The organism is Paenibacillus albicereus, assembly GCF_012676905.1.
Classification (GTDB): Bacteria; Bacillota; Bacilli; order Paenibacillales; family Paenibacillaceae; genus Paenibacillus_O; species Paenibacillus_O albicereus.
In genome coordinates this window covers 4,481,551-4,506,713 of the sequence record NZ_CP051428.1, presented here as the reverse complement: position 1 = coordinate 4,506,713, position 25,163 = coordinate 4,481,551, and the positions used below count along the sequence as shown (strand labels likewise).

Annotated in this window: 18 protein-coding genes and 1 riboswitch; of the genes, 14 read left to right on the top strand and 4 right to left on the bottom strand. The window is 65.4% G+C overall.

Translation table 11 applies throughout. The features are described from left to right. Positions 1–235: 235 nt before the first annotated feature. A complete protein-coding gene (locus HGI30_RS20225) occupies positions 236–982 on the bottom strand; it encodes a class I SAM-dependent methyltransferase (RefSeq protein ID WP_328805182.1) in 747 nt (248 codons plus the stop codon). A 240-nt stretch (positions 983–1,222) separates the two neighbouring features. Here HGI30_RS20225 and udk point away from each other — a divergent pair, with 240 nt between their 5' ends. The 8 genes from udk to HGI30_RS20185 all read left to right on the top strand — a co-directional run bounded on the left by udk (position 1,223) and on the right by HGI30_RS20185 (position 12,939). Beyond that, entirely contained in the window at positions 1,223–1,846 is a 624-nt protein-coding gene (udk, locus tag HGI30_RS20220; RefSeq protein ID WP_168909160.1) for a uridine kinase, read from the top strand. Between the two features lie 933 nt (positions 1,847–2,779). Further along, a complete protein-coding gene (locus tag HGI30_RS20215) occupies positions 2,780–3,748 on the top strand; it encodes an ABC transporter permease (protein WP_168909159.1) in 969 nt (322 codons plus the stop codon). Positions 3,749–3,763: 15 nt separating this feature from the next. Beyond that, the gene (locus tag HGI30_RS20210) at positions 3,764–4,651 is read left to right on the top strand and encodes a carbohydrate ABC transporter permease (RefSeq protein WP_168909158.1); all 888 of its coding nucleotides are present in this window, start codon (positions 3,764–3,766) and stop codon (positions 4,649–4,651) included. 46 nt (positions 4,652–4,697) lie between these two features. Beyond that, a complete protein-coding gene (locus HGI30_RS20205; RefSeq protein WP_206109957.1) occupies positions 4,698–6,392 on the top strand; it encodes a type 2 periplasmic-binding domain-containing protein in 1,695 nt (564 codons plus the stop codon). A gap of 142 nt (positions 6,393–6,534) precedes the next feature. Further along, entirely contained in the window at positions 6,535–8,418 is a 1,884-nt protein-coding gene (locus tag HGI30_RS20200) for a sensor histidine kinase (RefSeq protein WP_235680218.1), read from the top strand. Continuing rightward, positions 8,418–10,130 carry a helix-turn-helix domain-containing protein gene (locus HGI30_RS20195; protein ID WP_168909157.1) on the top strand — a complete coding sequence of 571 codons (1,713 nt, stop codon included), beginning with the start codon at positions 8,418–8,420 and terminating at the stop codon, positions 10,128–10,130. Before HGI30_RS20200 ends, HGI30_RS20195 begins: the two co-directional genes overlap by 1 nt. 117 nt (positions 10,131–10,247) lie before the next feature. Further along, positions 10,248–12,047, top strand: a complete 1,800-nt coding sequence (locus tag HGI30_RS20190; RefSeq protein ID WP_168909156.1) for a glycoside hydrolase family 5 protein — start codon at positions 10,248–10,250, stop codon at positions 12,045–12,047. Positions 12,048–12,351: 304 nt separating this feature from the next. Further along, the gene (locus HGI30_RS20185; RefSeq protein WP_168909155.1) at positions 12,352–12,939 is read left to right on the top strand and encodes a YjgB family protein; all 588 of its coding nucleotides are present in this window, start codon (positions 12,352–12,354) and stop codon (positions 12,937–12,939) included. A 420-nt stretch (positions 12,940–13,359) separates the two neighbouring features. Here the strand turns inward: HGI30_RS20185 and HGI30_RS20180 are convergent, their stop codons facing one another. Further along, a complete protein-coding gene (locus HGI30_RS20180) occupies positions 13,360–13,863 on the bottom strand; it encodes a PCYCGC motif-containing (lipo)protein (protein WP_168909154.1) in 504 nt (167 codons plus the stop codon). A gap of 139 nt (positions 13,864–14,002) precedes the next feature. Between HGI30_RS20180 and HGI30_RS20175 the strand changes: the two genes are divergently transcribed. From HGI30_RS20175 to HGI30_RS20165, 3 genes are all read left to right on the top strand, one after another. Further along, entirely contained in the window at positions 14,003–14,728 is a 726-nt protein-coding gene (locus HGI30_RS20175; RefSeq protein WP_168909153.1) for a MerR family transcriptional regulator, read from the top strand. Between the two features lie 399 nt (positions 14,729–15,127). After that, entirely contained in the window at positions 15,128–16,564 is a 1,437-nt protein-coding gene (locus tag HGI30_RS20170; protein WP_168909152.1) for an alpha-amylase family protein, read from the top strand. Positions 16,565–16,964: 400 nt separating this feature from the next. Next, the gene (locus HGI30_RS20165; protein ID WP_235680217.1) at positions 16,965–19,088 is read left to right on the top strand and encodes a carbohydrate-binding module family 20 domain-containing protein; all 2,124 of its coding nucleotides are present in this window, start codon (positions 16,965–16,967) and stop codon (positions 19,086–19,088) included. 594 nt (positions 19,089–19,682) lie between these two features. On the opposite strand, the gene HGI30_RS20155 is transcribed toward HGI30_RS20165, so the two are convergent. Continuing rightward, positions 19,683–20,147: a DUF5680 domain-containing protein gene (locus HGI30_RS20155; protein ID WP_168909151.1), complete on the bottom strand. Its 465-nt coding sequence runs from the start codon at positions 20,145–20,147 to the stop codon at positions 19,683–19,685. A gap of 94 nt (positions 20,148–20,241) precedes the next feature. Next, positions 20,242–20,793 (bottom strand): glutathione peroxidase, encoded by a 552-nt coding sequence (locus tag HGI30_RS20150; protein ID WP_168909150.1) that lies wholly within the window; start codon positions 20,791–20,793, stop codon positions 20,242–20,244. A gap of 139 nt (positions 20,794–20,932) precedes the next feature. Continuing rightward, a riboswitch (cobalamin riboswitch) is annotated at positions 20,933–21,137 on the top strand. Positions 21,138–21,294: 157 nt separating this feature from the next. Between HGI30_RS20150 and HGI30_RS20145 the strand changes: the two genes are divergently transcribed. The 3 genes from HGI30_RS20145 to HGI30_RS20135 are packed head-to-tail and all read left to right on the top strand — an operon-like array spanning position 21,295 to position 25,159. After that, complete coding sequence (locus HGI30_RS20145) at positions 21,295–22,203, top strand: DUF4430 domain-containing protein (RefSeq protein WP_168909149.1); 909 nt, start codon at positions 21,295–21,297, stop codon at positions 22,201–22,203. Further along, complete coding sequence (locus HGI30_RS20140) at positions 22,203–23,090, top strand: energy-coupling factor transporter transmembrane component T (protein WP_168909148.1); 888 nt, start codon at positions 22,203–22,205, stop codon at positions 23,088–23,090. Before HGI30_RS20145 ends, HGI30_RS20140 begins: the two co-directional genes overlap by 1 nt. Further along, complete coding sequence (locus HGI30_RS20135) at positions 23,063–25,159, top strand: ABC transporter ATP-binding protein (protein WP_168909147.1); 2,097 nt, start codon at positions 23,063–23,065, stop codon at positions 25,157–25,159. The genes HGI30_RS20140 and HGI30_RS20135 overlap by 28 nt, the downstream gene beginning before the upstream one ends. The last annotated feature ends 4 nt before the right edge of the window (positions 25,160–25,163 follow it).

Sequence of the window (25,163 nt, the reverse complement as noted above, 5' to 3'; positions counted from 1 at the left end):
GAGCATGGAGAAACAGCTCATACTACATGAATGTTAATATGTACGATCAAGTCGCTCCCCGTCCGGGGAGCGTAAATTGAAACAAGTCCATAATGAATCCCTTTATGTATGGAGAGCGTGGACGGAAACAGCAAATAGCCGCAGGCCCGTAGGCGTCGGCTATTTTTTGGTGGCTCCCCATCCAGGAAGAGAATCGATAGCGCAAGCTTCAGCTGCATCGCCAGCCAGCTTGCAGCTATCCGCTCTTGAGGCACTCGAACACATGACAATCCGCTCCCGGACCATACCCGTCCTTCACCTCGTGGACGGTCACCTGGCCGAAGCCGTTGGCATAAAGCCGCTGCTGAAACTCGTCCTTGGCATACAAACGAAGAGAGTAGTCCATTTGCTCCCGCTGCAGGGTAATTCCATCCCGGCGAAGCTCGTAAAGAAGCCGGGTGTGCAATACGCTCCGCTCGGGATCGTACTCGGTCCGCTTGCGCTGCATGATCGTCTCATCCTCGAACTCGTTCTTCAGGATGGACTCATCCGAGCTGGCCTCCGGTTCCCCTTGCTTGAGCACAATGGTGAGCAGCAGCTTCCCGTCGACTTCCAGCACGTCGTTCAGCCGCCTCAGACTGGCATCGACGAGGTCCTCCGGCAGCAGCGAGAACGATCCGAACGGAATGAGGATCAGGCCGTACTTGCTCCCGCTCCGAAATTCCTCCAAGCTCTGCCGGCTAAGCTTCGGCCGCAAGCCCATCCGCAGCGCCTTCTCCCGGCAAGCCGCAAGCATGTCCTCGGACAAATCGAAGCCCTCGATATCGATGCCCCGCTGCAGCAGGGGCAGCAGCATCCGGCCATTGCCGCACATCGGCTCCAGCACGCGCAGTCCTTCCTTGCCTGCGAACGCCAGGAAGAAGTCCAGCTCTGCGCCTTCCGCCATGGACTTGTCGCTCTCGTACATCTTGGTGCACAACTCTCCGTAATAGCTCGATTTCAACGTTCCAACCCCCAGATCGGTCGACATATTCGTGGAATGATCTGGATGGAATTCTCTGCTTTCGTCGGAACTCCTGGGTTCAATTCGGCTACAATCGTTTTTGACCGCTCCGCTACCCGTGACAAACCTTCGAATTCCCATTCTAATCCGCCGCCAACACCGTCTCCGACAGATGAAAATCCGTCCCCGATGTGCTACACTACGGGAATTGCACCAAATTCGGGGAGGTAGCGCAGCTACATGCTTATCATAGGTATCGCAGGCGGCACGGGGTCGGGCAAGACGACCGTGGCCCGGTCGGTCATCGAGCGGATGGGGACCGGCAATGTGACGTTCATCTCGCAGGACAACTACTATCGGGACAGGCCGGAGCTGTCGTTCGCCGAAAAGGAAAAGATCAACTACGATCATCCCTTCGCGTTCGAGAACGAGCTGCTCGTCGAGCATCTCCAGCAGCTGAAGCGGGGAGAGCCGGCCGAGGCGCCGGTCTACGACTTCACGATGCACGCGCGCAAAACGGACGAGACGGTGACGCTGCTGCCGAGCAGCATCGTCATGATCGAGGGGCTGCATGTCCTTTCGGACGAAGGACTGCGCGAGCTGCTCGACATCAAGGTGTTCGTCGACACCGACCCGGACGTGCGCATCCTGCGCCGCGTGCTGCGCGACATCGAGGAGCGCGGCCGCTCGATCCACTCCATCCACGACCAGTACATGCAGACGGTCAAGCCGATGCATGAGGCGTTCATCGAGCCGTCCAAAAAATACGCCGACCTCATCATTCCCGAGGGCGGCCACAACGAAGTGGGCATCGGCGTCCTCGCCTCGCTCACCGAGAAATACCTGAGCAGCGGCCATTATTGAGCGCCGCTCGCACCAGCCGCCGACAATTTCCGGCGGCTTTTTCTTTCTCGCTGGGCCTTATGCCGCGTTCCAGGTTGCGAACCAAACCGCCGGCCGGCGAGCTCCAACGAAACTCAGAGACGCTATTCCATCGAAATAGCCGGTTTGCAGCAGCTAACGAAACTCACAAGCGCTATTCCCCCTCAAACGGCGCATTTACCACACGAATGAGGCGAATAAGACGCCTCAGGTTCGTTAGCTTGGAAAATCGACGAAATAGGGCCTAATAGCGTCGCTGAGTTTCGTTAGAGCTGGAACGGGGAACGGGGAACAGGGGAATAGGGGAACGGAGCACGGGAACAGGGAACCGGGAACGGAGCACGGGGAACGGAGCACGGGGAACGGGGAACAGGGGAAGGGAACAGGAGCGGCCCAGCAGGGAACGTCGACCCACCTGAAAAATAGTAACCCTATCTAGAATGCGGGGCCTACTTTTCGACAGCTCAAGCGCTTACAATGACGGTACGGCAAGCGAGCGAGAGGGCTTACGCCGGTAATCGGCAGCAGCTGACGCTCCGCGTAGCGGGAATAAAGACCGCCATACGGAGCCGCAGCCGGCGCATGTCCGCTCGCGGCGATAATAAGACGCGGTGAAGCGTCGAAGGCGCATGATGAACGCATCAACAACGCACCAACAACGCACCAACAACGCATCAACAACGCATTAACGACGCATCAACGACGCACCAACGACGCATCAACGACGCATCAACGACGCACCAACGACGCATCGACGACGCACCAACAACGCACCAACAACGCACCAACAACGCACCAATAACGCACCAATAACGCACCAACAACGCACCAACAACGCACCAACAACGCACCAAACAACGCATCAACAACGCATCAACGAAGCAGCGAGGCAAGGAAAGCGGAGGTGCAAGCAGCATGGAACCAAGCGCACAGGCCGATCTCAACACGGCCGGCCCGGAGGCGGGCAGCGAGCGGTGGAAAAGACGGCTGAGGAAAATCTACAGCCAGCGGTATCTGCAAGTGATGGCGCTGCTCGGCGTCGCATGGATGGTCATCTTCAACTATATCCCGATGTACGGCATCATCATCGCATTCAAGGAATTCGACATCATCTTCCCGGTGTCGCAGGCCCCGTGGGTCGGACTCGACCACTTCAAGGAATTCCTCGGCGACGAGGACGTGTGGAACGTCGTGCGCAACACGCTCGGCATCAGCCTCATCAAGCTGGTGATCGGCTTCCCGCTCCCGATTATCTTCGCCCTGCTGCTGAACGAGGTCCGCTCGGTGCTGTTCAAAAAATCGATCCAAACGATCACCTACCTGCCCCACTTCCTGAGCTGGGTCATTCTCGGCGGCATCCTGACGACGTGGCTGGCAGACGTAGGCATCATCAATAAAGTGCTGATGGCGTTGAATGTAATCGATTCCCCTATCACCTATCTGGCCGATCCGAAATACTTCTGGACGATCATCATCGCCTCGGACATCTGGAAGGAACTCGGCTGGTCCGCGATCATCTATCTGGCGGCGATCAGCAGCGTCTCCCCGGAGCTGTTCGAGGCGGCGACGATCGACGGGGCCGGACGGTTCCAAAAAATCTGGAACATCACGCTGCCCTCGATCATGGGCACGATCACGATCCTGTTCATCCTCGCCGTCAGCGGCGTGCTGAACTCCAACTTCGACCAGATCCTCGTGCTGCGCAACTCGCTCAACGAAAGCGCCAGCAATGTCATCGACGTGTACGTCTACCAGACCGGCCTCGCCGACGGACGCTACTCGTACGCCACGGCGGTCGGCCTGCTCAAGTCGGTCATCGCGCTCGCCCTGCTGCTCGGAGCGAATACGCTTACGAAGAAAATGAACGGAACGTCGCTGTTCTAGAAAGGAGGACCCCTCATGTTCAGTCTCAAGCGCCAGACGCGCGGCGAAGCGGCGTTCGGAATCTTCAACTCGATCCTCATGCTCGCGATCTGCTTCGTGACGCTCTACCCGATCTGGTACGTGCTCGTCAACGCCTTCAACGACGGCCAGGACGCGATGCGCGGCGGCATCTACTGGTGGCCGCGGCAGTTCAGCCTCGACAGCTTCATCGCGGTGTTCCGCAGCGAAGGCATCATGACCGCGATGGGCATCACCATCGCCAAGACGCTTCTAGGCGTCGTCGTGCACGTGTTCTTCACGGCGATGGTCGCCTACGCGGTCAGCCGCCGCGAGCTGATCGGCCGCAACGTCTACATGCTGCTCGGCACGTTCACGATGTTCTTCAGCGGCGGCCTGATCCCGTACTATCTGCTCATCCGCGATCTCGGCCTGCTCGACAACTTCCTCGTGTACATCATCCCGGCCGCGTTCAGCTTCTTCGACCTCATCATCTTCCTCAGCTTCTTCCGCGAGATTCCGGCGGGGCTGGAGGAGGCGGCCAAGATCGACGGCGCGAACGACCTGACGATCTTCACCCGCGTCGTCATTCCGGTGTCGATGCCCGTCATCGCGACGATCGCCCTGTTCCACGGAGTCTACCAGTGGAACGATTACTTTACGGGGATGATCTACATCAACAACACCGACATGCAGCCGATCCAGACGTTCCTCTACCGGGTCGTCGCCCAATCGAGCTCCAACCAGATGCTCGGCGCCATGCCGAGCGGCATGACGATCTCGGTGTCGAGCCAGTCGCTCAAGCTGGCTACGATGGTCGTCACCACCGCGCCGATCGTCATCGCGTATCCGTTCCTGCAGAAGTACTTCGTCAAAGGATTCATGATCGGCTCCATCAAGGGCTGACTTGACTCATACATCCACTACCTGATAGAAAAGGGGCATCCTCACAATGGGTAAGATGCGCAAAGCAGCCACAACCCTGCTGGCTCTCGCCATGACCTTCTCGGTCGCGGCCTGCTCCGGCAACAACGGCGGCACCAATGCCGGCAACAGCGGAGATTCCGGCGCGAGCCCGGCTCCGTCCTCCACGAATACGGAAGCGTCCGCTTCACCGGCTCCGTCCGGGGACGCCGCGCCAGGCTGGCAGTCCGACACGTCTCCGATCACCTTCGACTGGTACATCAACTTCAGCTGGTTCAACAAAAAATGGGGCGGCGACGCCACGGCCGAATACATCACGAAGAAGACCGGCGTAAAGCTGAACTTCATCGTGCCGGCCGGCAACGAGAACGAGAAGCTGAACACGATGATGGCGTCCGGCTCGCTGCCTGACTTCATCACCCTCGGCTGGTACGAGGAAGCGGTCAAGAAGATGATCGCCGGCAAGCTGGTGCTGCCGCTCAACGAGCTGGCCGACGAGTACGATCCGTACTTCTTCAAGGTCGCCGACCCGGCGAAGGTCGGCTGGTACACGCAGCCGGACGGCAACATCTACGGCTACCCGAACGCATCGTCTTCGCAGTCGGACTATGAGAAATACGGCGAGAACTTCACGTCGAACCAGACGTTCGTCGTCCGCAAGGACATGTACGAAGCGATCGGCAGCCCGGACATGAGCACGCCGGAGGGCTTCCTGAACGCGCTGAAGGCCGCCAAGGAGAAGTTCCCGGAAGTCAACGGCCAGCCGCTGATCCCGATCGGCCTGCATGAGTTCAATGATACGGTCGGCAACGACTCCCTCAACGACTACCTGCAGAACTTCCTCGCCATTCCGCGTCAAAAAGACGGCAAGCTGTACGACCGCCGCCTGGATCCGGAGTACCTGAAGTGGCTGAAGGTGTTCCGCCAGGCGAACCAGGACGGCCTGCTCGCCAAGGACATCTTCATCGACAAGCGTCCGCAGATGGAAGAGAAGATCGCTCAGGGCCGCTACTTCGCGATGCTCTATCAGCGCTCCGACTTCGCCAACCAGAACCTGTCGCTGTTCCAGAAGGACCCGAACTCGGTCTATATCGCCGTCGAAGGTCCGAAAAACGCCGCCGGCGACCAGCCGACGCTGTCCGGCCCCGGCATCTCCGGCTGGACGGTCACGCTCATCTCCAAGAACGTCAAGGACAAGAAGCGCGCGATCTCGTTCCTCAGCTACCTGATGAGCGAAGAGGGCAACAAAGACATGTTCTTGGGCGAAAAAGGCGTGACTTATGATACGATTGACGGCAAAGACCAGTTCAAGCCGGAAGTGCTCGAGCTGCTGAACAAGGACCGCGCGGCATTCGATCAGAAGTACGGGGCTTCCTACACGTACTGGATGCTCATGGACACGAACATGAACCTGCAATGGGCGCCGCCTAGCGTCGAGCCGTCGAAGCAGCTGGAGGACTGGACGAAGGGCAAGGCGATCAGCATGGCCGAGTTCGACAACATGGATCCGGATCCGACGAGCAAGGAAGGCGTCGCGAACAGCAAGAACAACCGCAACTGGGCCAAGGCGCTGCCGAAGATGCTGCTCGCCAAGTCCGATGCCGAGTTCGATCAGATTTTCGACGAGTACGTGAAGGACCGTACCCAGCAGGAGGCGATCGAAGCGTATCGCCAGACGAAGTACGAGGAGAACCTCGCCAAGCTGGAATCGATGAAAAAATAAGGATCCGCTCCCCGGGAGCGCGGCCGTCCGGCCGCGCTTCCGAGCCGGAAGCCCACCCGCAAGCCTGGCTCCGCCGCGCGTCGACCGACGCCGATCGGAGACCGGGCTTGCTCCATCCCAGAATGAGGCGGAGGACGAACGCGTGGCAGCGAAGCGATGGACGGCAAGGATCAGGGATTATACGGGCAGCCTGTCCTTGCAGGTGAAGCTGGCTCTTTCGTTCGTGCTCATTATCTTCATCCCGATGCTGCTGTTCGCCTGGTATGCCTGGAGCGACGCGGCCGACCGCGCGATGAAGGAGCTGACCAAAAAGAACGAGAACATCCTCGACATCGAGCGGACGAACATCCAGAACAACATCGAGGTGATGGAGTGGACCGGCCAGCTGGCTCTGTCCAACCGCGAGATGAACGACTACCTGGAGCTGCAGGAGGACATGGACACGGCCTGGCTGATCGAGTTCAAGAACCGTACGTTCGCGAGCTTCCAGTACTTCCTGTTCAACAACCCGCGCATCGCCAACATCCGCCTGTTCACGAGCAATCCGTACGTCCGCGAGTTTTGGCCGGTCGTGCTGAAGGAGTCCCGGATCAAGGATAAGCTGTGGTACGACAAAGTCGTCGCGCAGCAGGGCATGGTCTGGTGGGAGATCGGAGAGAACCGGGAGCTGCTCAGCGGCACGTCGGACGGTGCGGCCGGAGAGGTGTCGCAGGTGTCGCTGCTGCGCCAGTACACTTATCCGGGCGGCGAGCACGGAGGCATCCTGGAAGTGTCGATGGACGTCCGCAACTTTTTCATGAACACCTACGGCTCGGTGCAGGACCCGACCTCCCAGCTGATCGCGGTCAGCCGCGACGGCGCCGTATACACGGACGGCTCGGCCGAGCTGTTCGGCGAGGCGACGCCCGCCAGCCTGATCGGCCGCGCATCGTTGCCGCAGTCGGAAGCCAAGCAGGTGTCCCGCTTCGAGCTCGGCCGCAGCTCCTACATGGCGATCTCCTCCTATTTGCCGAGGCTCGACATCCATCTGGTGAACCTGGTGAAGCTCGACGACACGCTGGCCGACATCCAGCGCACGCGCAACCTGTTCCTCGTCGTCATCATCGGGCTCATGGCGCTGCTCAGCCTGCTGTCGTTCTTCATGCATTCGCTTATCCTCAAGCGGCTGCGGGTGCTTCAGGACTCGATGAAAAAGGTGCGCTCCGGCGATTTCCACGTCGACGTGCCCGTGGCGGGCAGCGACGAGGTCGGCGAGCTCGGCCACCATTACCGCCAGCTGCTGCGCAAGATCAACGAGCTCATCGCCCAGCAGGTCAATCGCCAGGCGGCCGGCAAGGAAGCGGAGCTGCGCTCGCTCAAGAACCAGATCGACTCGCATTTTCTGTACAACACGCTGGAGAACCTCAAGATGCTCGCCGAGATCGAGGGGCAGTACACGATCTCCGACGCGCTCACCTCGCTCGGCGGCATGATGCGCTACAGCCTGCAGTGGACGCGCGGGCACGTGCGGCTGCGGGACGAGGTGCAGCATATCCAGAACTACATCGCCATCATGAACGTCCGCTACGACGGCAAGCTGGAGCTGCGGCTGGACATCGCGCCGGAATGCCTGGAGCAGGAGGTGCTCAAGATGTCGCTGCAGCCGATCGTCGAGAACGCCGTCAAGCACGGGATGGACGATCTGGACTCCGACTCGGGCAAGCTGACGGTCACGGTGTCGGCATTCGTCCGTCTCGACGACTGCGTCATCGAGGTGACGGACAACGGCTGCGGCATCCCCGGCGAGCAGCTGCGGCTCCTGAACGGCATGCTGCGCATGGAGGAGGCCGACTACCGGGAACGGCGCAGCCGGACGGAGGCGCGTCGCGGCGAAGGCAGCGGCATCGGGCTGCGCAACGTCGACCACCGGCTCGTCATGAGCTATGGCCAGGAGTACGGCTTGCGCGTCGAGAGCGTCGAAGGAAGCTTCACGAAGGTCGTCATGACGCTGCCCCATCTCATCCTGACCGGAGGTGAACCGCGCTGATGCGCAACCTGCTGATCGTTGACGACGAAAAGAACATCCGGCTCGGCCTGAAGGCGATGATCGAGCGGCAGTTCCCCGGACGCTACGCATTCCGCTTCGCGGAGAACGGGCGCGAGGCGCTGGAGGAGCTCGCCGCAAGTCCGGCCGATCTGATGATTACCGACATCCGCATGCCGGTGCTGGACGGCCTCGGCCTGCTGGAGCGGCTGTACGAGGAGGGCCGGCCCGGCGAAGCAGGGGAAGCGGGCGGAGCCGGAGGCCGGGCATTCGGCCTCGGTCTCGGCTTCGGCCTCGGCGCGGCAGCGGAGGGGACCGCGGCGGGCCGGGACGCAGGGTCCGGGCGCGAAGCCGTCGTCGAGGGCGCTCCGGCGGCCGCTCTGCATCTTGCGGGACCGCCGCCGCTCGTCATCATCCTGAGCGGACATGACGACTTTCCTTACGCCCGCGCCGCGATCCGGTACCAGGCCAAGGAATACTTGCTCAAGCCGATCGTGCGCGAGGAGCTGTTCGACGTGCTGGAGCGTCTCGAGGGCGAGCTGGAGCGCAGGGCAGACGGATCGGGCGGCACGGCTGCGCCCGCGGACCGCGAGGCGCGGGCAGGCGAGCTGCTGCGCTCGCTGCTGGCCGGAGAAGCCGCGCCGGGCGCCGGAGCGCTGGAGGCGGCCGGCCTCGGCTGGCTCGCCGGCGACTATGCGGTCGGCATCCTGCGCGCCGCCGGCGGCGGCGAAGGCCCGCAGCTGCAAGCGCTCGTCCGTCCGCTGCTGGAGGAGACCGGCGGCCGGACATGGGCGCTGCGGCAGCTTCGCGGCGGCGACCTGATGCTGGCGGCAGCGGACGAGGAGCTGCTCAGGCGGCTCGGAGCGAGGCTGGACGGCCATGTCCTGCTGCGCTGCCGGCTGTCGCTCGGCTCCCGGGCTTCCGGGCCGGGCCAGCTGCGGCGCGCCTACAGCCAGGCGCAGCAAGCGCAGAAGTATTTCCTTCTGCATCCCGAAGCGACGCTGCTCGCCTATGACAGCGTGCGCAGCCTGAGCGCGGGCTGCCAGGTGCCCGACGAGGCGATCCACCGGCTGTCCAACCTGCTCGGCACCGGACGGCTGGCGGAGATGAAGCGGCTGCTGCAAGGCATCCTCGACATCCGCGTCATCGGCCGGTGCGAGATCGGCTACCTCGAGGCGATCAGCCGGCGGCTGAACGAGGATGTGTTCGACCGCGTCTTCCGCAGCTACGGCGAGGAGTCGGTCGACATCCTGCGGCTGTACAAGAGCGCCGGGCATATCGAGAACTTCGAGCGGTTCGAGGACTATTACCGCCATGCGGAGCAGCTGCTGGAGCGGCTGGACGAGTTCGTCGGCCGGGTGCGCGGCGCGCATGCGGACCGCAAGGACATGCAGAAGGCGGTCGAGTACCTGCTGGAGCATTATGCCGAGGACGTCAACATGGCGGTCGTGAGCAACCATATCTCGCTCAACTATACGTACTTCAGCCAGGCGTTCAAGGAGCATACGGGGGAGAGCTTCTCGTCGTACCTGCGCAAGCTCCGGCTGAACCGGGCCAAGGACCTGCTCGCCGGCTCCGAGCTCAAGGTGTACGAGATCAGCGCGCAGTCCGGCTTCGACAACGTCAAGCACTTCACGCGCGTGTTCAAGGAAACCGAGGGCATCACGCCGCTGGAGTTCCGCAGCCTGCGCCAGGGCGGCGGCGTAGGAAAGTAGAGCCGCCTTGGGCGGGTCGGGCGGATAGGCGCGCCGCCTGACCCGCGAGGGAGCGGAGTCGGGTCAGACCGCCTTTCGCAATCGATGACAACGAATCAAAACGAAGGAGGACCAACGATGACGACGAACCAACCGTACCGGCAGTCCGAGGTCGACGGCTGGGTCAAGGCCGACGGCAAGCGTCTCGTGAACGGACGCGGCGAGGAGCTCATGCTGCGCGGAGTCGGCCTCGGCAGCTGGCTGCTGCCGGAAGGTTACATGTGGAAGATGCCGAAGCAGGGCGATCGGCCGCGCCGCATCGAGGCGATGGTGTCCGGCCTGCTCGGCGAGAGCGGGGCGGAGGCGTTCTGGCAGACCTATTTTGAACGCTATACGGCCGAGGAGGACATCCGCCGGCTGGCGATGGAGGGCTTCAACTCGGTGCGCGTGCCGTTCAACTCGCGCAAGCTGCTCGAAGGCCCGCTGAACGAGGACGGCTACAACGCCTTCCAGGTGGGACGGCTCGACAACGTCGTCGGCTGGTGCCGCACCTGGGGCCTCTACGTCATCCTCGACATGCACGGCGCGCCGGGCGGCCAGACCGGAGCCAACATCGACGACTGCGAGCGCGACGAGCCGGAGCTGTTCACCTCGCCGGAGCATCGCCAGGCATCGATCGACCTGTGGCGCTACCTCGCTCGCCGCTACCGCGACGAGTGGATCGTCGCCGGCTACGACCTGCTCAACGAGCCGCTGCCGGAGTTCCACGGGCAGTACAACGACCGCGTCGAGCCGCTGTACCGCGACATGATCGCCGCGATCCGCGAGGTCGACGACCGCCACCTCATTATCGTCGAGGGCGTGCACTGGTCGACGGACTTCAGCATCTTCACGGAGAAGCTCGACGGCAACGTGCTCTACCAGTTCCACAAGTACTGGAACAACCCCGACACCGAGAGCATCCAGAAGTACCTCGACTTCCGCGACGAGTGGGACGCGCCGATCTTCATGGGCGAGGGCGGGGAGAACGACCTGGACTGGTACGCGGGCGGATTCCGGCTGTTCGAGGACCACGGCATCGGCTGGAACTTCTGGACGTGGAAAAAGATGGACACGGTCAATTCCCCCTGCTCGGTGCGCAAGCCGGACGGCTGGGAGAAGCTCGGGGCTTGGCTGGAGGGCGGCGCCAAGCCGGAGCCCGAGGAGGCGGAGCGCATCCTCGGCAGCTATCTGGACGGCCTCCCGCTCGCGGCGGTCGACTACCGCCCCGAGGTCGTGAACGCGCTGCTGCGGCGTCTGCCGGTGCGCATCCCGGCCATCCATTACGGCTACAAGGGCGAGGGAGAAAGCTTCGGCCTCGGCGGAGCGGAGCGCATCGACTGGGAAAGCGGCTATCGCCGCGGCGACGGCCTGGCGATCCGCCGGCTGGACGGAGCGCCGCATCTGCCGCCGACGGAGCCGGGCTGGCATCCATGGAATGTCGGCGACGGGCTGTGCGTCGAGCTGCCGGCAGGAGCGTGGACGGCGTACGAGTTCCTCGCGCCGCTGGCCGCAGAAGCGGCCGCGCGCGCCGAGGCGGCTGCTGGCGCGGATCAGGCGGATGCGGCGGCAGCCGGTGAAGCGACGGAGGCCGGCGGCGGCATCCAAGCGGGCGGCAGCGACGACGCGGCGGAGCCGGCAGGCCCAGGCGGGAGCGAGGCGGCAGCCGGCTTCGGCGTCCGGCTGCGCCTGCGCGGCGCCGAGCCGGGAGCCGCGGCCGAGCTCGAGCTGGACGGCCGCCCGATCGGCCGGCTGGCCGCCGGCGGCGAGTGGAGCGAGGCCGAGCTCGGCGGCCTGCCGCAGCCGGAGCCGGGGCTGCGCCGGCTCGTCGTCAAGGCGAGCGGCGGCGCGCTGCTGCTGGAAGGCATCGGGCTGGGCGGAGCGCCCGGCCTGGAATGAGGAACAAGCGTCCCGCCCTGCATCTGTGCAGGGCGGGGCGCTTTTTTTCAATGAAGGATCGCCGGTGCAGCCGCCTTCCGTGGAATCAAGCCAAGGCGTTCTCCGCTCCCTGATGGAGCCGAAGCCCCGGATTCCCGCGATTCAAGGCGCTCTCGGCTCCCTGGTCTGGCCCAGCATCTGCAACCTTTCCGCAGCTCGCTCCGTCTGAATCCATGTACGTTAATTATTTATAACTAAAATGTTTACTCCAAAGCGGGCCGATCGTCCCGTGGATGGGTAATAGAACCAAAAGGAGGCGTTCCTCATGACCACCAACGTTAGAAAAGCCGCCCTCTCGGTGCTGGCGGCGGCTGTCGTCGCCGGATTCGGAGCCTCGCTCCCGCAGGAGGCGGCGCATGCCGCGGCCAAGCCGGCCGCAGCGGCGTCGGCCTCGAAGATGGCCGCGGAGAAGCTGATGGCGATGTACAAGCCGGCGCTCCAAGGACAGTTCCCGGACTTCAACGGCTTCGCGATCGGCGAGACGACCCGCCAGCAGGTCATCGACGCGATCGGCAAGGCGCCGGAGCCGCGCAAGACGGCGAACGGCTTCGACGTCTATCATGCCGAGATGGGCCATCCCGGCTACGCGCTCCGCTACGACGGCGACAACGTCGTCGCCGAGATGCGCTACTTCGGCACGAACGTCGAGCGCCAGACGAACATCGGCGGCATGACCCGCGACCTGCTCGTCCAGAAGTGGTTCATGCCGCAGGCGTCCACCGTCTTCACGTCGGCCGGCAAGCAGCAGAAGAAGCTCAGCTACGTGCGCGGGGACTACCAGCTCGACTTCATCTTCAACGACGTCAAAGGCAAAGACTTGGATCACGTCAACTTGATCCCGAAGGCGCTCTAGCGGCCGAAGAAAGAAAGGCTTCCGTCGAAAGCGGCGGAAGCCTTTTCGCGCGCCTGCGCTCGGAAACGGCAGCTCCAGGAGCCGAAGCTCCAAAAAAAAGCGGCCCTCCGGCTGAAAGCCGGGGGCCCAAGGCGTTGCTATATTCAAAGGGGGGTCATGCACTTAGTATAGAGCCCGAAGCTGAAAAGAGCCTGAACGGGACATGTCATTCCCATTACAAAACGGCCGGTCTCCCGCCATCCGAGCAAGGACGGCATTCATGGCGCGAGCCATATCGGCGGGCCCGCGCCGTGCGCGACCGAAGTCGGGAGGAACTTTTCAAGCGGGGAAGGGTCGGCTACACTGGAGGGGAAGCGGCGATCAAAAGTCCTTATGGACGTCAGGCTGCGCTGCCCCGCGAGGCATGCGCCCTGTCGCTCCTCAAGCGGCGTACATGTCCTCGATCGTCTGGCGGATCTCGTCCGTCGATTTGCCTTCGGTCATCATCGAGATGGACTCGGCGGCGATCTGCAGGCAGACGCCGCAGCGGGTGCCATGGTCGTCCCAGACGACGGAGCCGTCCTCGCGCAGCTCGTTGACGAAGCAGTTCAGGTTGCTCTTATGCCCGACGCTCTCCATGCAGCCGCAGTAGCACGGCATCGTCGAGAGCAGCTCGGAGGCTTTGGCGGAAGCGGCATAGACGATGCGGATCTGCTCCGGCTGCGCGTCGAGGAACTTTGGCAGCGTATCGGCCGAAGCCGTCTCCTCGCGAAGGTCGCCGGAGGCTTGGTCGGCATGGCCGGCATGGGAGCCGGACTCGCTGTTGCCTTCGACAGCGGGAGCGGTGCCTCCGCTGCAGGCGGCGAGCAGCAGCAGCAGGGCGAGACCGGCTAGCGGCAGCAGCCGGCGCAGGCGGGACGGCAGGAAAGAACGATGCGGAATCATGGCGGGAACGGATGGCCTCCTTTGGCGGATGAGCTTTTTTTCCACTATAACATACAAAGGCTCCTCGTCCCGAAAAAAAACGGTTGACCCTCACGCAGCGTGAGGCCTTATGCTGAGGCGGAAGGGAGGCGGGGAACAGATGCTGAAGGTGAAGGAAGCGGCGGAGCTGGCCGGGGTGAGCGTCCGGACGCTGCATCATTATGACGAGATCGGGCTGCTTCATCCGGAGGAAGCGACCGAGTCGGGCTACCGGCTGTACTCGCCGCGCGACCTGAAGAGACTGCAGCAGATTCTGTTCTTCCGCGAGCTCGGCTTCCCTTTGAAGCAGATCAAGGCGATCCTGCACGATCCCGGCTACCGCGAGGAGCAAGCGCTGCGGCTGCACCGCGACCTGCTGCTGGAGAAGCGGCGTCGCCTGGACGCCTTGATCGCCAACGTCGAGCGGACCATCCAGCATGAACGAGGAGAGAGGGACATGAGCGATAGAGAACGGTTCGAAGGGTTCGACTTCGGGTCGAATCCGCACGAGCAGGAAGCGCGGGAGCGCTGGGGCGACAAGGCCGTCGACGAGGCGAGCGGGCAGGCCGGAGCGATGGGCGAGCAGGGGCAGCAGGAGATGAACGCGCTGTACCGCCGGCTGGCGTCGCTGCGGGAGCTGCCGCCCGAGTCGGAGGAAGCGCAGGCGGCGATCGGAGAGTGGTACGCGTTCCTGCAGCGGTTCACAGCCTATTCGCCGGAGATGTTCCGCCAGCTAGGCGAGATGTACGTCGCCGACGAGCGCTTCACGGCCAGCATCGACCGCTTCGGCGCAGGGCTGGCTGCGTTCATGAAGGACGCGATGGCGGTCTACGCGGACCGCGCCTGAGGCAGGCGCGGCGAGGGCATTTTCAGACCTTCCTCCGATCGGGGGAAGGTTTTTTTGTCTTCCGCCATGAGAAGGAGATCGGCAGAGCCGGAGCGAGCCGAGCCTTTTCGCTCGGCTGCTGTCGCGACAAGGCTCTGGAGCCCGAGGCCGGTATAAGGGCGGTTGACAGGGCGGCCTGCCGCTCCGCATAATGATGAGGCGAAAGAAAACGTTTGCGCGCAACTAGCCTGTCTTAGGCGCGGAGCCTGCTCGGCGCCGCACGCTTGCCCTCGGCGAGCCGGGCGGATCGGACAAACTTTGTTCCGCCGGCGGCGACCGCCTTGCCATCGCAGCGTGCCATTGGATATGCTGTCCAGTAGAAGCTTTAGACAGGGGTCAGAAGGGACGACACGAACCGCCATGAACGAAACCCAAGAACAAGAGAAGAAGGTTCCCCGCTGGGCATTCGCCCTTGTCGGTGCCATCCTGCTGCTGGTCCTGCTCAGCGTCATCTACGCCGGCTTCATGAGCGGGAGGATTTCCAGCGATGCGGATGCGGATGCGCTCGGGGGACTGCCCGAGAAGACGGAGGACGGAGTCATTTTCCACGCCTGGAACTGGTCGTTCGACGCGATCCGGGCCAAGCTGCCGGAGCTCGCCGAGGCAGGCTTCAAGTCGGTGCAGACATCGCCGGTGCAGCCGAACAAGGAGCCGCTGACGGACGGCAGCCAGTGGTGGATTCTGTACCAGCCGACCGGCTTCGGCATCGGCAGCTCGCAGCTCGGGACGCGGGAGCAGTTCCGGCAGCTGTGCGAGGAGGCGGAGAAGCACGGCATCAGCATCATCGTCGACGTCGTCGCCAACCATATGGGCAACGCGGGCGGCGGAGAGCTGGCGCATCAGCCGGCCAAGAACGTCGACCCGGAGCTGCTCGCGAATCCGGACTTCTGGCATGAGGCCAAAGGCGTGCTCGACTGGAACGCCCGCGGCCAGGTGACGCAGTGGGGCATCGGCCTGCCGGATCTCAACACGGCCAACGAAGCGCTGCAGGACAAGGTGATCGCCTTCCTGAACGATGCGGTCGCGCTCGGCGCGGACGGGTTCCGCTTCGATGCGGCGAAGCACATCGAGCTGCCGGACGACCGGACGCCGTCGAACTTCTGGCCGCGGGTGCTCGGCTCGCTGGAAGGCAAGGACCGGCTCTTCCTTTACGGCGAGGTGCTGCAGGGCGGCGCGGACCGCTACCCTTCGTATGCCGAGTTCCTGCATCTGACCGCTTCGCGCTACGGCGAGGCGGTGCGTCACGCGGTCGGCTTCGGCGGAGCGCCGGATGTGGCACTGGCGGAGGACTTCAAGGCGAGCGGAGTCGATCCGTCCAAGCTCGTGACCTGGGTCGAATCGCATGACACGTATGCCAACGACAGCGAGGAATCGACCGCGATGACGGACGCGCAGCTGAAGCTCGGCTGGGCGATCGTCGCCTCGCGCGCCGGCTCGAATCCGCTGTTCTTCAACCGCCCGGCGGGCGGGGGCAAGTTCGCGGCCCGCATCGGAGAGCCGGGCAGCGAGCTGTGGCTGGACCCGGACGTCGCGGCGCTGAACCGGTTCCACAACGCGATGGCGGGCGAGGGCGAGCGGCTGATGGCGCTCGGTCCGGACGTGCTGCTGATCGAGCGCGGGGAAAAGGGAGCCGTGCTGCTCAACGCCGGCGCATCGGCCGCCGAAGTGGAAGCGGAAACCGCGCTGCCGTCCGGCAGCTACAAGAGCAAGTCATCCGGCGGCGGCACGTTCTCCGTCACCAGCGGCAAGCTGGCCGGCAGCCTCGCGCCCGGCGCGATCGCGGTGCTGCAGCGCTGACGCGGCGGCCCGCGTCCGGTCCGGCGGACGGCTGCGCCGGGTCCAGCCCAAGGCGCCGCTCGAGACCTGCCCGGGCGGCAGCGATCAGCCAAAAGAGACGGTCCCGTCAGGCGCATAGGCCTGCGGGACCGTCTTTTCGCATGGGCGGAAAGGAATCTTGACAGGTGTTGCAAACGCTTGCATAATGAGGAGGCACAAAATGCAAGCGTTTGCGCAGAAGCGTTGACCGCCGAGTCCGACCCGGGGAGCCGGCCTCCGCCTGCTGTCCCGCAAGGGCTTATCCGCTCCGGACAGGACGGACTGGGCAGTCAGGGCGGAGAGGGGGAGATGGAGCCTGGCCGGCTGACGGCGTCAGCCTCTGCACGACCTTATTCATCCCATTGGCAAAGGAGATCGATTGATGTTCAACAAGGTTAAAACCCGCTGGGGAGCCGCCCTGGCCGGCGCGCTGCTGCTCCAGACGATCGCCGGGGCGGGTCTCGCTCCCGGAGGGCCGAGCGGACTGGCCGCCGGAACGGCCGCAGCGGCGGGGCAGGAGTACGGCTTGCCGGCGGACGCCAAGGACGGCGTCATCTTTCATGCGTGGAACTGGTCGTTCGACAACATCAAGGCGCAGCTGCCGGCGATCGCGGCCGCGGGCTTCAAGTCGATCCAGACGTCCCCGATCCAGGGGAGCAAGGAGCCGCTGACGGCAGGCAGCCAGTGGTGGGTGCTGTATCAGCCGACGAACTTCGCGATCGGCAACGCGCAGCTCGGCACGCGCGAGCAGTTCCGCCAGCTGTGCGCGGAAGCGGAGAAGTACGGCATCGACATCATCGTCGACGTCGTCGCCAACCATACCGGCAACGCCGGCGGCGGCAATCTGACCTACACGCCTGCGGCGAACGTCGATCCCGACATCCGTACCAATGCCTCTTATTGGCATGAGGCGCGCGGCGTCGACAACTGGAACGACCGCTGGCAGGTGACGCAGTGGGGCATCGGCTTGCCGGACCTCAACACCGGCAATCCGGGGCTGCAGGACAAGATCATCTCGTTCCTGAACGATGCGGTGGCGCTCGGGGCGGACGGATTCCGCTTCGACGCCGCCAAGCATATCGAGCTGCCGGAGGACCCGGGCGGCACGAACTTCTGGCCGCGCGTGCTCGGCTCGCTGACGAACCGGCAGGACCTGTTCGTCTACGGCGAGGTGCTTCAGGGCGGCGCCGACAACTTTGCCGGGTATGCGAGCTACATGAGCCTGACGGCGTCGAGCTACGGGCATGAGGTGCGGAGGGCGGTCGGCTTCGGAGGCGGACCGGACTTGGCGCTGGCCCAGCCGCTGCAGGCCGGAAGCGTCAGCCCGTCCAAGCTCGTCACGTGGGTGGAGTCGCATGACACGTACGCCAACGACAGCAGCGAGTCGACCGGCATGACCGACTACCAGCTGAAGATGGGCTGGGCGCTGATCGCGGCGCGGGCGCAGACGACGTCGCTGTTCTTCGACCGCCCGGCCGGCAGCGGCAAGTTCGGCAGCCCGCTCGGCCAGCCGGGACGCGGGCTGTGGCGCGACGCCGACGTCGTCGCCGTGAACAAGTTCCACAACGCGATGGCCGGTCAAGGCGAGTACCTGCGTACCCAGGGAAGCCAGACGATGCTGGTCGAGCGCGGGACGAAAGGCATGGTCATCGTCAATCTCGGCGGAGAGGTCCGCATCGACTCGCCGACGAACCTGGCGAGCGGCACCTATGCGAACCGCGCTTCCGGCGGCGGCAGCTTCACGGTGACCGGAGGCCGCATCACGGGCACCCTCGGCGGCGGAAAGATCGCCGTGCTCTACCCGGACGGAGCCGCGACGCCGAGCCCGACCGCGACGCCGACCGCGACGCCAAGCCCGACCGCGACTCCGGGCGCCACGCCGAGCGCGACGCCGGTGCCGACGCAGACGCCGGCGGCGGGCTTGGTCGTCCATTTCTACAAGCCGAGCGGCTGGGGCGCGCCGAGCGTGTACTACTATGACGACAGCGTCAGCCCGGTCCGCACCGGTCCGGCCTGGCCGGGGACGGCGATGACGGACGAGGGAGGCGGCTGGTACCGCTATGCGATCCCTTCCTGGAGCCAGGCCAAGGTCATCTTCAGCTCGAACGGCAGCCAGCTGCCCGCGGCGCAGCAGCCGGGCTACGCCGTCTCCGGCAGAGAAGCCTGGATCAAGGACGGCGCGGTCAGCGCGGCCAAGCCGGACCAGAGCCTCGTGCAGGTGACGTTCACGATCCAGAACGCGACGACGGTCATGGGCCAGAACGTGTTCATCGCCGGCAGCATTCCCGAGCTGGGCAGCTGGGATGCCGCCAAGGCGGTCGGGCCCGGCTCGTCTGCGGCCTATCCGACCTGGACCGTCACGGCCAGGCTGCCCGTGGGAGCGAGCATCCAGTTCAAGGCGATCAAAAAAGACGGCGCCGGAGCAGCCGTCTGGGAAAGCGGGGCGAACCGAACCTATACGGTGAGCGCGTCGAATCCGACCGTTTCGTTTTCCTTCCGGCTGTAAACAATGAATGCCGCTGAAGGTTAAGCACGTGCAAAAACAGAGACTCCAGGACCTGCCGCCGGCACCTGCTGCATCCTGTCGAAAATCGCATGGCCCGGACAGGGGCGAACAGGCTGGGGCGGCATGGAGTCTCGGCAGCAGGCCCGTCGGCAGCAAATTCGTCAGCAGGAGCTCGCCATACGGAGTGATTGCTGCGGCAGTTCCGTCGTGCACGCGACCTATTTGCCGGAAGCCAGGAAGCTGACGACGAATCAACGCGTTGACAGGCTCCAAACGGGACGCAGCCGGACCTAACGACATGCGGTACGCTTAGCGGTGAAAAAGTCACGCCAAGCAAGCTGACCGAGGGCGTTGCAGCGGTCTAAGCCCCTGCTCCGTCGTTAGACTGTCAAAAGCGCGAAAAAAGAGCCGCTAAGCGTTCCAGGCGTCGTAAGCTCGGAACGTCGCCTATCGGCCGACCGCCAAGCCGCATCGCATGGCTCTGCCTCCTGCTAGCTGAGGCCAAGGCCGCATGGAAACATAACGAGACGAAGCCGGAGGAATTCCTTCGGCTTCGTCTCGTTTGCTTGCTGCCGCTCCAACGAGCGCCATGCCTTATGGTTCCCGCCGGATCGCGCCTCCGTGGAAGACGAGCCGGAAGATCGGCGTTCCGTCCGTCCGAACGATTTCTTCCCGGCCTTCGAACCGGTCCAGGCCGCCCTCCCAGGAGCAGGCGTAGCGGAAGCGATCGGACTCGAACAAGGCCGGCCCGCGCAGCGGCGCTTCGGCCGGAGCCGCGCGGAGCGCCTCCAGCAGGAACTCGGGAAAGTCCGGCTCGGGCACGAGCGTATGGCCGTAATAATTCATCGCCCAGACGGCTTCGCCGCTCCGCCAGACGATTTCCTGGCCGGCGAAGTCGAGCTCGCCGACATAGCTGTCCAGGTAGCGGAACTCGACCTGCTCGTACGGGTAGTCCTTCGATCCCGGGCGCGAAGGAGCCGCGGGAGCTCCTCCAGCGGCGTAGGCGCGGGTCTTGGCTTCATGGAGGAAGCGGGCGAGCGGTGTCGGATCGGCAGTCATAGGCATTCGTTCTCCTTGTAAAAGATTGGAATTCAAATCGACTCCATCTTAATGGAGCCTGGGCGATCTGTCGAGTCGAGAGCTTGCAGCAGCGTTACAGCAGCGCCTCGATGCTCGCTTCCATGTCGAGCGGGTCGGTCGTCGCCTCGAACCGCTGCGAGACGCGGCCTTGCCGGTCGACGAGGAACTTGGTGAAGTTCCATTTGACGGAGTTGCCGGGCATGTAGTGCGGATGGCGCTCCTCGATGAGCGGAACGAGAATCTTGGCGACCGGGTGGCGCATGTCGAAGCCCTCGAACGGCAGCGCCTCCGACAGATAGGCGAACAGCGGGTGGGCGCCGGCGTCGCGCACGTCCACCTTGTTGAACATCGGGAACGTCACGCCGTAGCGGAGCGTGCAGAACGTATGGATCGCGCCGTTGTCGCCGGGCTCCTGATCCGCGAACTGGTTGCAGGGGAAGCCGAGGACGACGAAGTCCCGGTCCTTGTACCGGTCGTACAGCTTCTGAAGATCCTGGTACTGGAACGTGAAGCCGCACTCGCTCGCCGTGTTGACGATCAGGAGCACCTTGTCCTTGTAGCGGTCGAGAGAGACTTCCTTTCCGGACATGCTGACGGCGGAGTAGTCGTAGATGGATGACGGCATGGGATGACCTCCGTAGGTAGATTGGGATGCTTCCCTTCTATCGGCGGAAGCGGCGGCAACCTGTAATTATCTTTTTGCCCGCAATCTGCTACAATGGAGGCTGATTGAGGGTCGCGAGCAGGCTCCGGCAGCGCCGGAGCCCCGCGATCAGCCGACGGGCGCTTGCCGGAGCCGATACCAGCTCCGGAAGCTTAATAGGGAAGCCGATGCGAATTCGGCGCGGTCCCGCCACTGTAACGCCGAGCGGCCGCCCGCTCCACTGCGATCCGGACAAGGAGAGCGGGAAGGAGGGCGGACCCGCGATGAAGCGAAGCCAGGAGACCTGCCCGCCGGCGCAAGACCGGTCTTGCCCACGAGGATGGGAGGATGCCGGCCGCCGCGCGTCCGCTTCCATCTTCGAAGCCGGCCATGAGGCAGCTTCTTCGGCATCTTTCCGCCTGCGGCGGGAGGATGCTTTTTAGGTTCCGGACGCGCGCGTCCGGCTGCAGGGAGAGGGATGGGATGCACAGCTTCAGCGAGTGGTTGAAACGATATCGGAAAGCGCTCGGCGCGCTCGCCGCCGTCCTCGTCGTGGCCGGCACGGCCTGGCTGTACGCCGGGGCGGCCGGCGGCGGAGAGGGAGGTCCTCAGGCAGAGCCGGACAGCGGGGCGGTGGCCGAGCGGCGGCAGGACGGCGCGGGCGAGGCGCAGCGCCAGCCGGATGCGGAAGGCGGCGAGGCCGCGACGGCGCCGAGCCCGTCCGGCGGCAGCGAGCCGCCATCGGCGACCCCGGCGCCGAGCGCAGGCGGCTCCGGCGGGCCGCCGCCATCGGCGGAGTCGGCGCCGCCGTCCGCGACGCCTGCAGCCGGCGGCAGCGGCGGCGAGTCCGCGCCGCCAGTGCCGGCGGGCAGCGCGTCGCCGCCGAAGCCGACCGCGTCGCCGGCGGCCAAGCCGCCTGCGGCGGGGGCAGCGCCGTCCGCCGCGCCGTCGAAGACGGCGCCGCCGGCCTCCGGCGCCAAGCCGGGCGGCGGCTCGGCTGCGGCCAGCCCGACGGCGAAGCCGCCCCGGGCGGACACGGTGTCCTTGAGCGTGACGGGCCCGGAGGAGACGGGCGCGATTTTGTCCGGCAAGACGGTGGTGATCGAGAAAGGCGACACCGTGCTCGACGCGCTCCAGAAGGCGACGCGCGCGGCGAAGGTGCAGATGGAGCACAGCGGCAGCGGCGCGGGCGCTTACGTGAGCGGCATCGGCAACGTCTACGAGTTCGACGAAGGGCCGGGCAGCGGCTGGCTGTACAGCGTGAACGGCGAATTTTCGAGCAAGAGCGCCGGCGCGGTCAAAGTGGAGCCGGGCGACGTCATCGAATGGCGGTACACGCTCGACTACGGCGACGATCTCGGGGCTCCTAGCGCCTCGCAGGGCGGCGGCTGATGGTCTTCGGCTTCGCCGGCCTCCATCCGCGCGTCTCCTTCGCCTACTTCGCCCTGCTGCTGCTGTGCTGCATGCTGTTCCGGCATCCGGTGCTGCTCGGGATGACGCTGGCGGCGTCTGTGCTGCTCAACGTCTCGCTCGACGGCGGGCGCAGGCTGCGCCGCAGCCTGCCCGCCTACCTCCTGATCGCGCTGCTCGCGGCCGTCGCCAACCCGCTGTTCTCCAGCCGAGGCGCGACGATCCTGTTCTACTTCCGCGACCGGCCGGTGACGATGGAGGCGATCGCCTACGGCGGGCTGTCGGCGGCCGCGCTGCTGAGCCTGCTGATCGCCTTCACGGCGTTCAACCTCGTGCTGGACTCCGGCCGGCTGCTGCGGCTGCTCGCGCCGGTCGCTCCGCAGACGGCGTTCGCGGTGACGGTGTCGATGCGCTTCGTGCCGCTGCTGACGCGCCGGCTGGGCCAGATCCGGGCCGTGCAGCGCGCGATGGGCGACCTGCCGGAGCGCATGGGCCGCCGCCGCTACCTGCGCGAGGGGATGGAGACGCTGCATGCGCTCGTCGCCTGGTCGCTGGAGGAGGCGCTGCAGACCGCGCTGTCGATGCGCGCGCGCGGCTACGGCATCGGCCCGCGCAGCAGCGCCGACGCCTCGCGGCTGGACGGCCGGGACTGGGCGTTCCTGTGGGCGCTGCTGCTGCTCGGCAGCAACATCCTCATCGGGCGCGCGACGGGCGTGCATGCCTATGAGGTCTACCCGCGTCTCGACCCGCTGCAGGAGACGCCGCTCGGCTGGGTGCATCTAGGCTGCTATCTGCTCTTTCTGGCGCTGCCCATCCTCATGAACGGAAAGGAGAGGCTGCATTGGCGTCTTATCAGATCGAAGATGTGAGCTTCCGCTACGCCGGCTCGGCGGAGCCGAAGCTGGAGGGCGTGAGCCTCTCCATCCGGGAGGGGGAGTTCGTGCTCCTCTGCGGGCCGTCCGGCTCGGGCAAGACGACGCTGCTGCGCCAGCTCAAGCGGGAGGCGGCGCCGGCGGGCGAGCGCACGGGCGTCATCCGCTACGCGGGCGAGCCGCTGGAGGCGCTGAGCGAGTCCCGCTCCGCCGAGGAGATCGGCATGGTGTTCCAGGACCCGGACAGCCAGATCGTCATGAGCACGGCGTGGCAGGAGCTGACGTTCGCGATGGAGAACCTCGGCTATCCGGCGGCGGCGATCCAGCGGCGGCTGGCGGAGCTCGTGCCGTTCTTCGGCATCGAGAGCTGGCTGCACCGGGCTCCGAGCGAGCTGTCGGGCGGGCAAAAGCAGCTGCTCAGCCTGGCGTCGGTCATGACGCTGCGGCCGCGCGTGCTGCTGCTCGACGAGCCGACGGCGCAGCTCGATCCCGTCGCCGCGCGCGAGTTCATCGGACTGATCGCCCGGCTGAACGAGGAGCTCGGCTTGACGGTGGTTCTCTCCGAGCACCGGTACGAGGATCTGTTTCCGCTGGCGAGCCGCGTCGTGCTGCTGCGCGAGGGCCGCGTCGCGGTCGACGCGCCGCCGCGCGAGGCGGCGCGCGCGATCTGGCGCGAAGGCCGCTTGGAGTCGGCGCGCCTGCTGCCGGCAGTAGCCCGGCTGTGCCTCGATGCGGAGCCGCTGGAGCCGGCGGTGGCGGACGTGCCGCTGACCGTGCGCGAAGGCCGCGCCTGGCTGCGCGGCGCGCTGGAGCGCCTCGGGCCGGAGCTCGGCCGCGGGCGGAGCGGGGAGCGGGGCGGCGAGCGGGAAGCGCCAGCGCTTGCTTCGCCGGGCCTGGCCGGCAAAAGGGCCGGCAGCGGCGGCGAAGCGGTTTCTGCGGCTGGGCAGCCGGCTCCCGAAAGCGCGGCGACCGTGGCGCCTGAAGGCTTCGGAGCTTCGGCAAGCGCGGGGACCGTGGCGTCTCTAGGCTCCGGAGCTTCCGCAAGCGCGGCGACCGTCGCCCTGGCATCGGCCGCCCCGAGCGGGCGCTCCGCCTCTGCTCCGCCCGCCGAGCGCCCGCTGCTGGAGTGCCGCGACCTCGTCTTCGCCTACGCCAAGGACGAGCCGCTCGTGCTCTCGCGGCTGTCGCTCGAGGTGCGGCGCGGCGAGTGGATGGCGCTGCTGGGCAGCAACGGCGCCGGCAAGTCGACGCTGCTCCAGTGCATCGCGGGCGCGCTCGAGCCGCAGCGCGGCCGCATCCTGCTCGGCGGCGAGCCGCTGGCATCCGGCAGCTCGCTGCGCCGCCTGCTGCTCCGTCGCAAAGGCTCCGGCGAGCCGCAGCCGCAGCGCGGCCTAGCCGGGCCAGATGCGCGCCCGGAAGGTGGCAGCGGCGGAGGGGCTCGCTCCGCCGCTGCCGCTTCGCAAGGCCCCGGCTCGCCGGAAGCCGGCCGCCGGGAGGACCGCGAGCCGCGCCTGCGCGGCGCCGCCGCCTTGCGCGGGCGCATCGGCTACGTCGCGCAGAATCCGCTCCTCTATTTCACCCGCGATACGGTCGGCGCCCAGCTCGAGGACCGGCTGCGCCGGCTCGGGCTGAAGGAAGCGGCTTCGCCGCTGGCGGAGCTCGAAGCGCTGCTGGAGCTGGAAGGGCTGCGGGACAAGCATCCGTACGACATCAGCGGCGGCCAGCAGCAGAAGCTGGCGCTGCTGCTCGTGCTGCTCGGCCAGCCGGAGCTGCTGCTGCTCGACGAGCCGACCAAAGGGCTCGATCCCGAGTCCAAGCATCGCCTCGCCGGGCTGCTCGGCGACATCCGGGAGCGCGGCGCGACGCTGCTCATGGTCACCCATGACGTCGAGTTCGCCGCTGCCTACGCCGACCGCTGCGGACTGCTGTTCGACGGCCGGATGGCGGGGCTGCAGCCGACGCGCGCGTTCATGAGCGACAACTACTACTATACGACGTCCGTCCGGCGCGCCGCCGGCGAGCTGCTGCCGGAGCTGCTGACGCTGGGGGACCTCGGCCATGCCTAAGCTC

Bases quoted from the DNA above. Each gene is read 5' to 3' on its own strand.
- udk (WP_168909160.1), top strand. From the start codon at position 1,223: ATGCTTATCATAGGTATCGCAGGCGGCACGGGGTCGGGCAAGACGACC.
- HGI30_RS20185 (WP_168909155.1), top strand. From the start codon at position 12,352: ATGACCACCAACGTTAGAAAAGCCGCCCTCTCGGTGCTGGCGGCGGCT.
- HGI30_RS20195 (WP_168909157.1), top strand. From the start codon at position 8,418: ATGCGCAACCTGCTGATCGTTGACGACGAAAAGAACATCCGGCTCGGC.
- HGI30_RS20180 (WP_168909154.1), bottom strand. From the start codon at position 13,863: ATGATTCCGCATCGTTCTTTCCTGCCGTCCCGCCTGCGCCGGCTGCTG.
- HGI30_RS20210 (WP_168909158.1), top strand. From the start codon at position 3,764: ATGTTCAGTCTCAAGCGCCAGACGCGCGGCGAAGCGGCGTTCGGAATC.
- HGI30_RS20205 (WP_206109957.1), top strand. From the start codon at position 4,698: ATGGGTAAGATGCGCAAAGCAGCCACAACCCTGCTGGCTCTCGCCATG.
- HGI30_RS20150 (WP_168909150.1), bottom strand. From the start codon at position 20,793: ATGCCGTCATCCATCTACGACTACTCCGCCGTCAGCATGTCCGGAAAG.
- HGI30_RS20175 (WP_168909153.1), top strand. From the start codon at position 14,003: ATGCTGAAGGTGAAGGAAGCGGCGGAGCTGGCCGGGGTGAGCGTCCGG.
- HGI30_RS20215 (WP_168909159.1), top strand. From the start codon at position 2,780: ATGGAACCAAGCGCACAGGCCGATCTCAACACGGCCGGCCCGGAGGCG.
- HGI30_RS20155 (WP_168909151.1), bottom strand. From the start codon at position 20,147: ATGACTGCCGATCCGACACCGCTCGCCCGCTTCCTCCATGAAGCCAAG.
- HGI30_RS20165 (WP_235680217.1), top strand. From the start codon at position 16,965: ATGTTCAACAAGGTTAAAACCCGCTGGGGAGCCGCCCTGGCCGGCGCG.
- HGI30_RS20140 (WP_168909148.1), top strand. From the start codon at position 22,203: ATGGTCTTCGGCTTCGCCGGCCTCCATCCGCGCGTCTCCTTCGCCTAC.
- HGI30_RS20170 (WP_168909152.1), top strand. From the start codon at position 15,128: ATGAACGAAACCCAAGAACAAGAGAAGAAGGTTCCCCGCTGGGCATTC.
- HGI30_RS20145 (WP_168909149.1), top strand. From the start codon at position 21,295: ATGCACAGCTTCAGCGAGTGGTTGAAACGATATCGGAAAGCGCTCGGC.
- HGI30_RS20190 (WP_168909156.1), top strand. From the start codon at position 10,248: ATGACGACGAACCAACCGTACCGGCAGTCCGAGGTCGACGGCTGGGTC.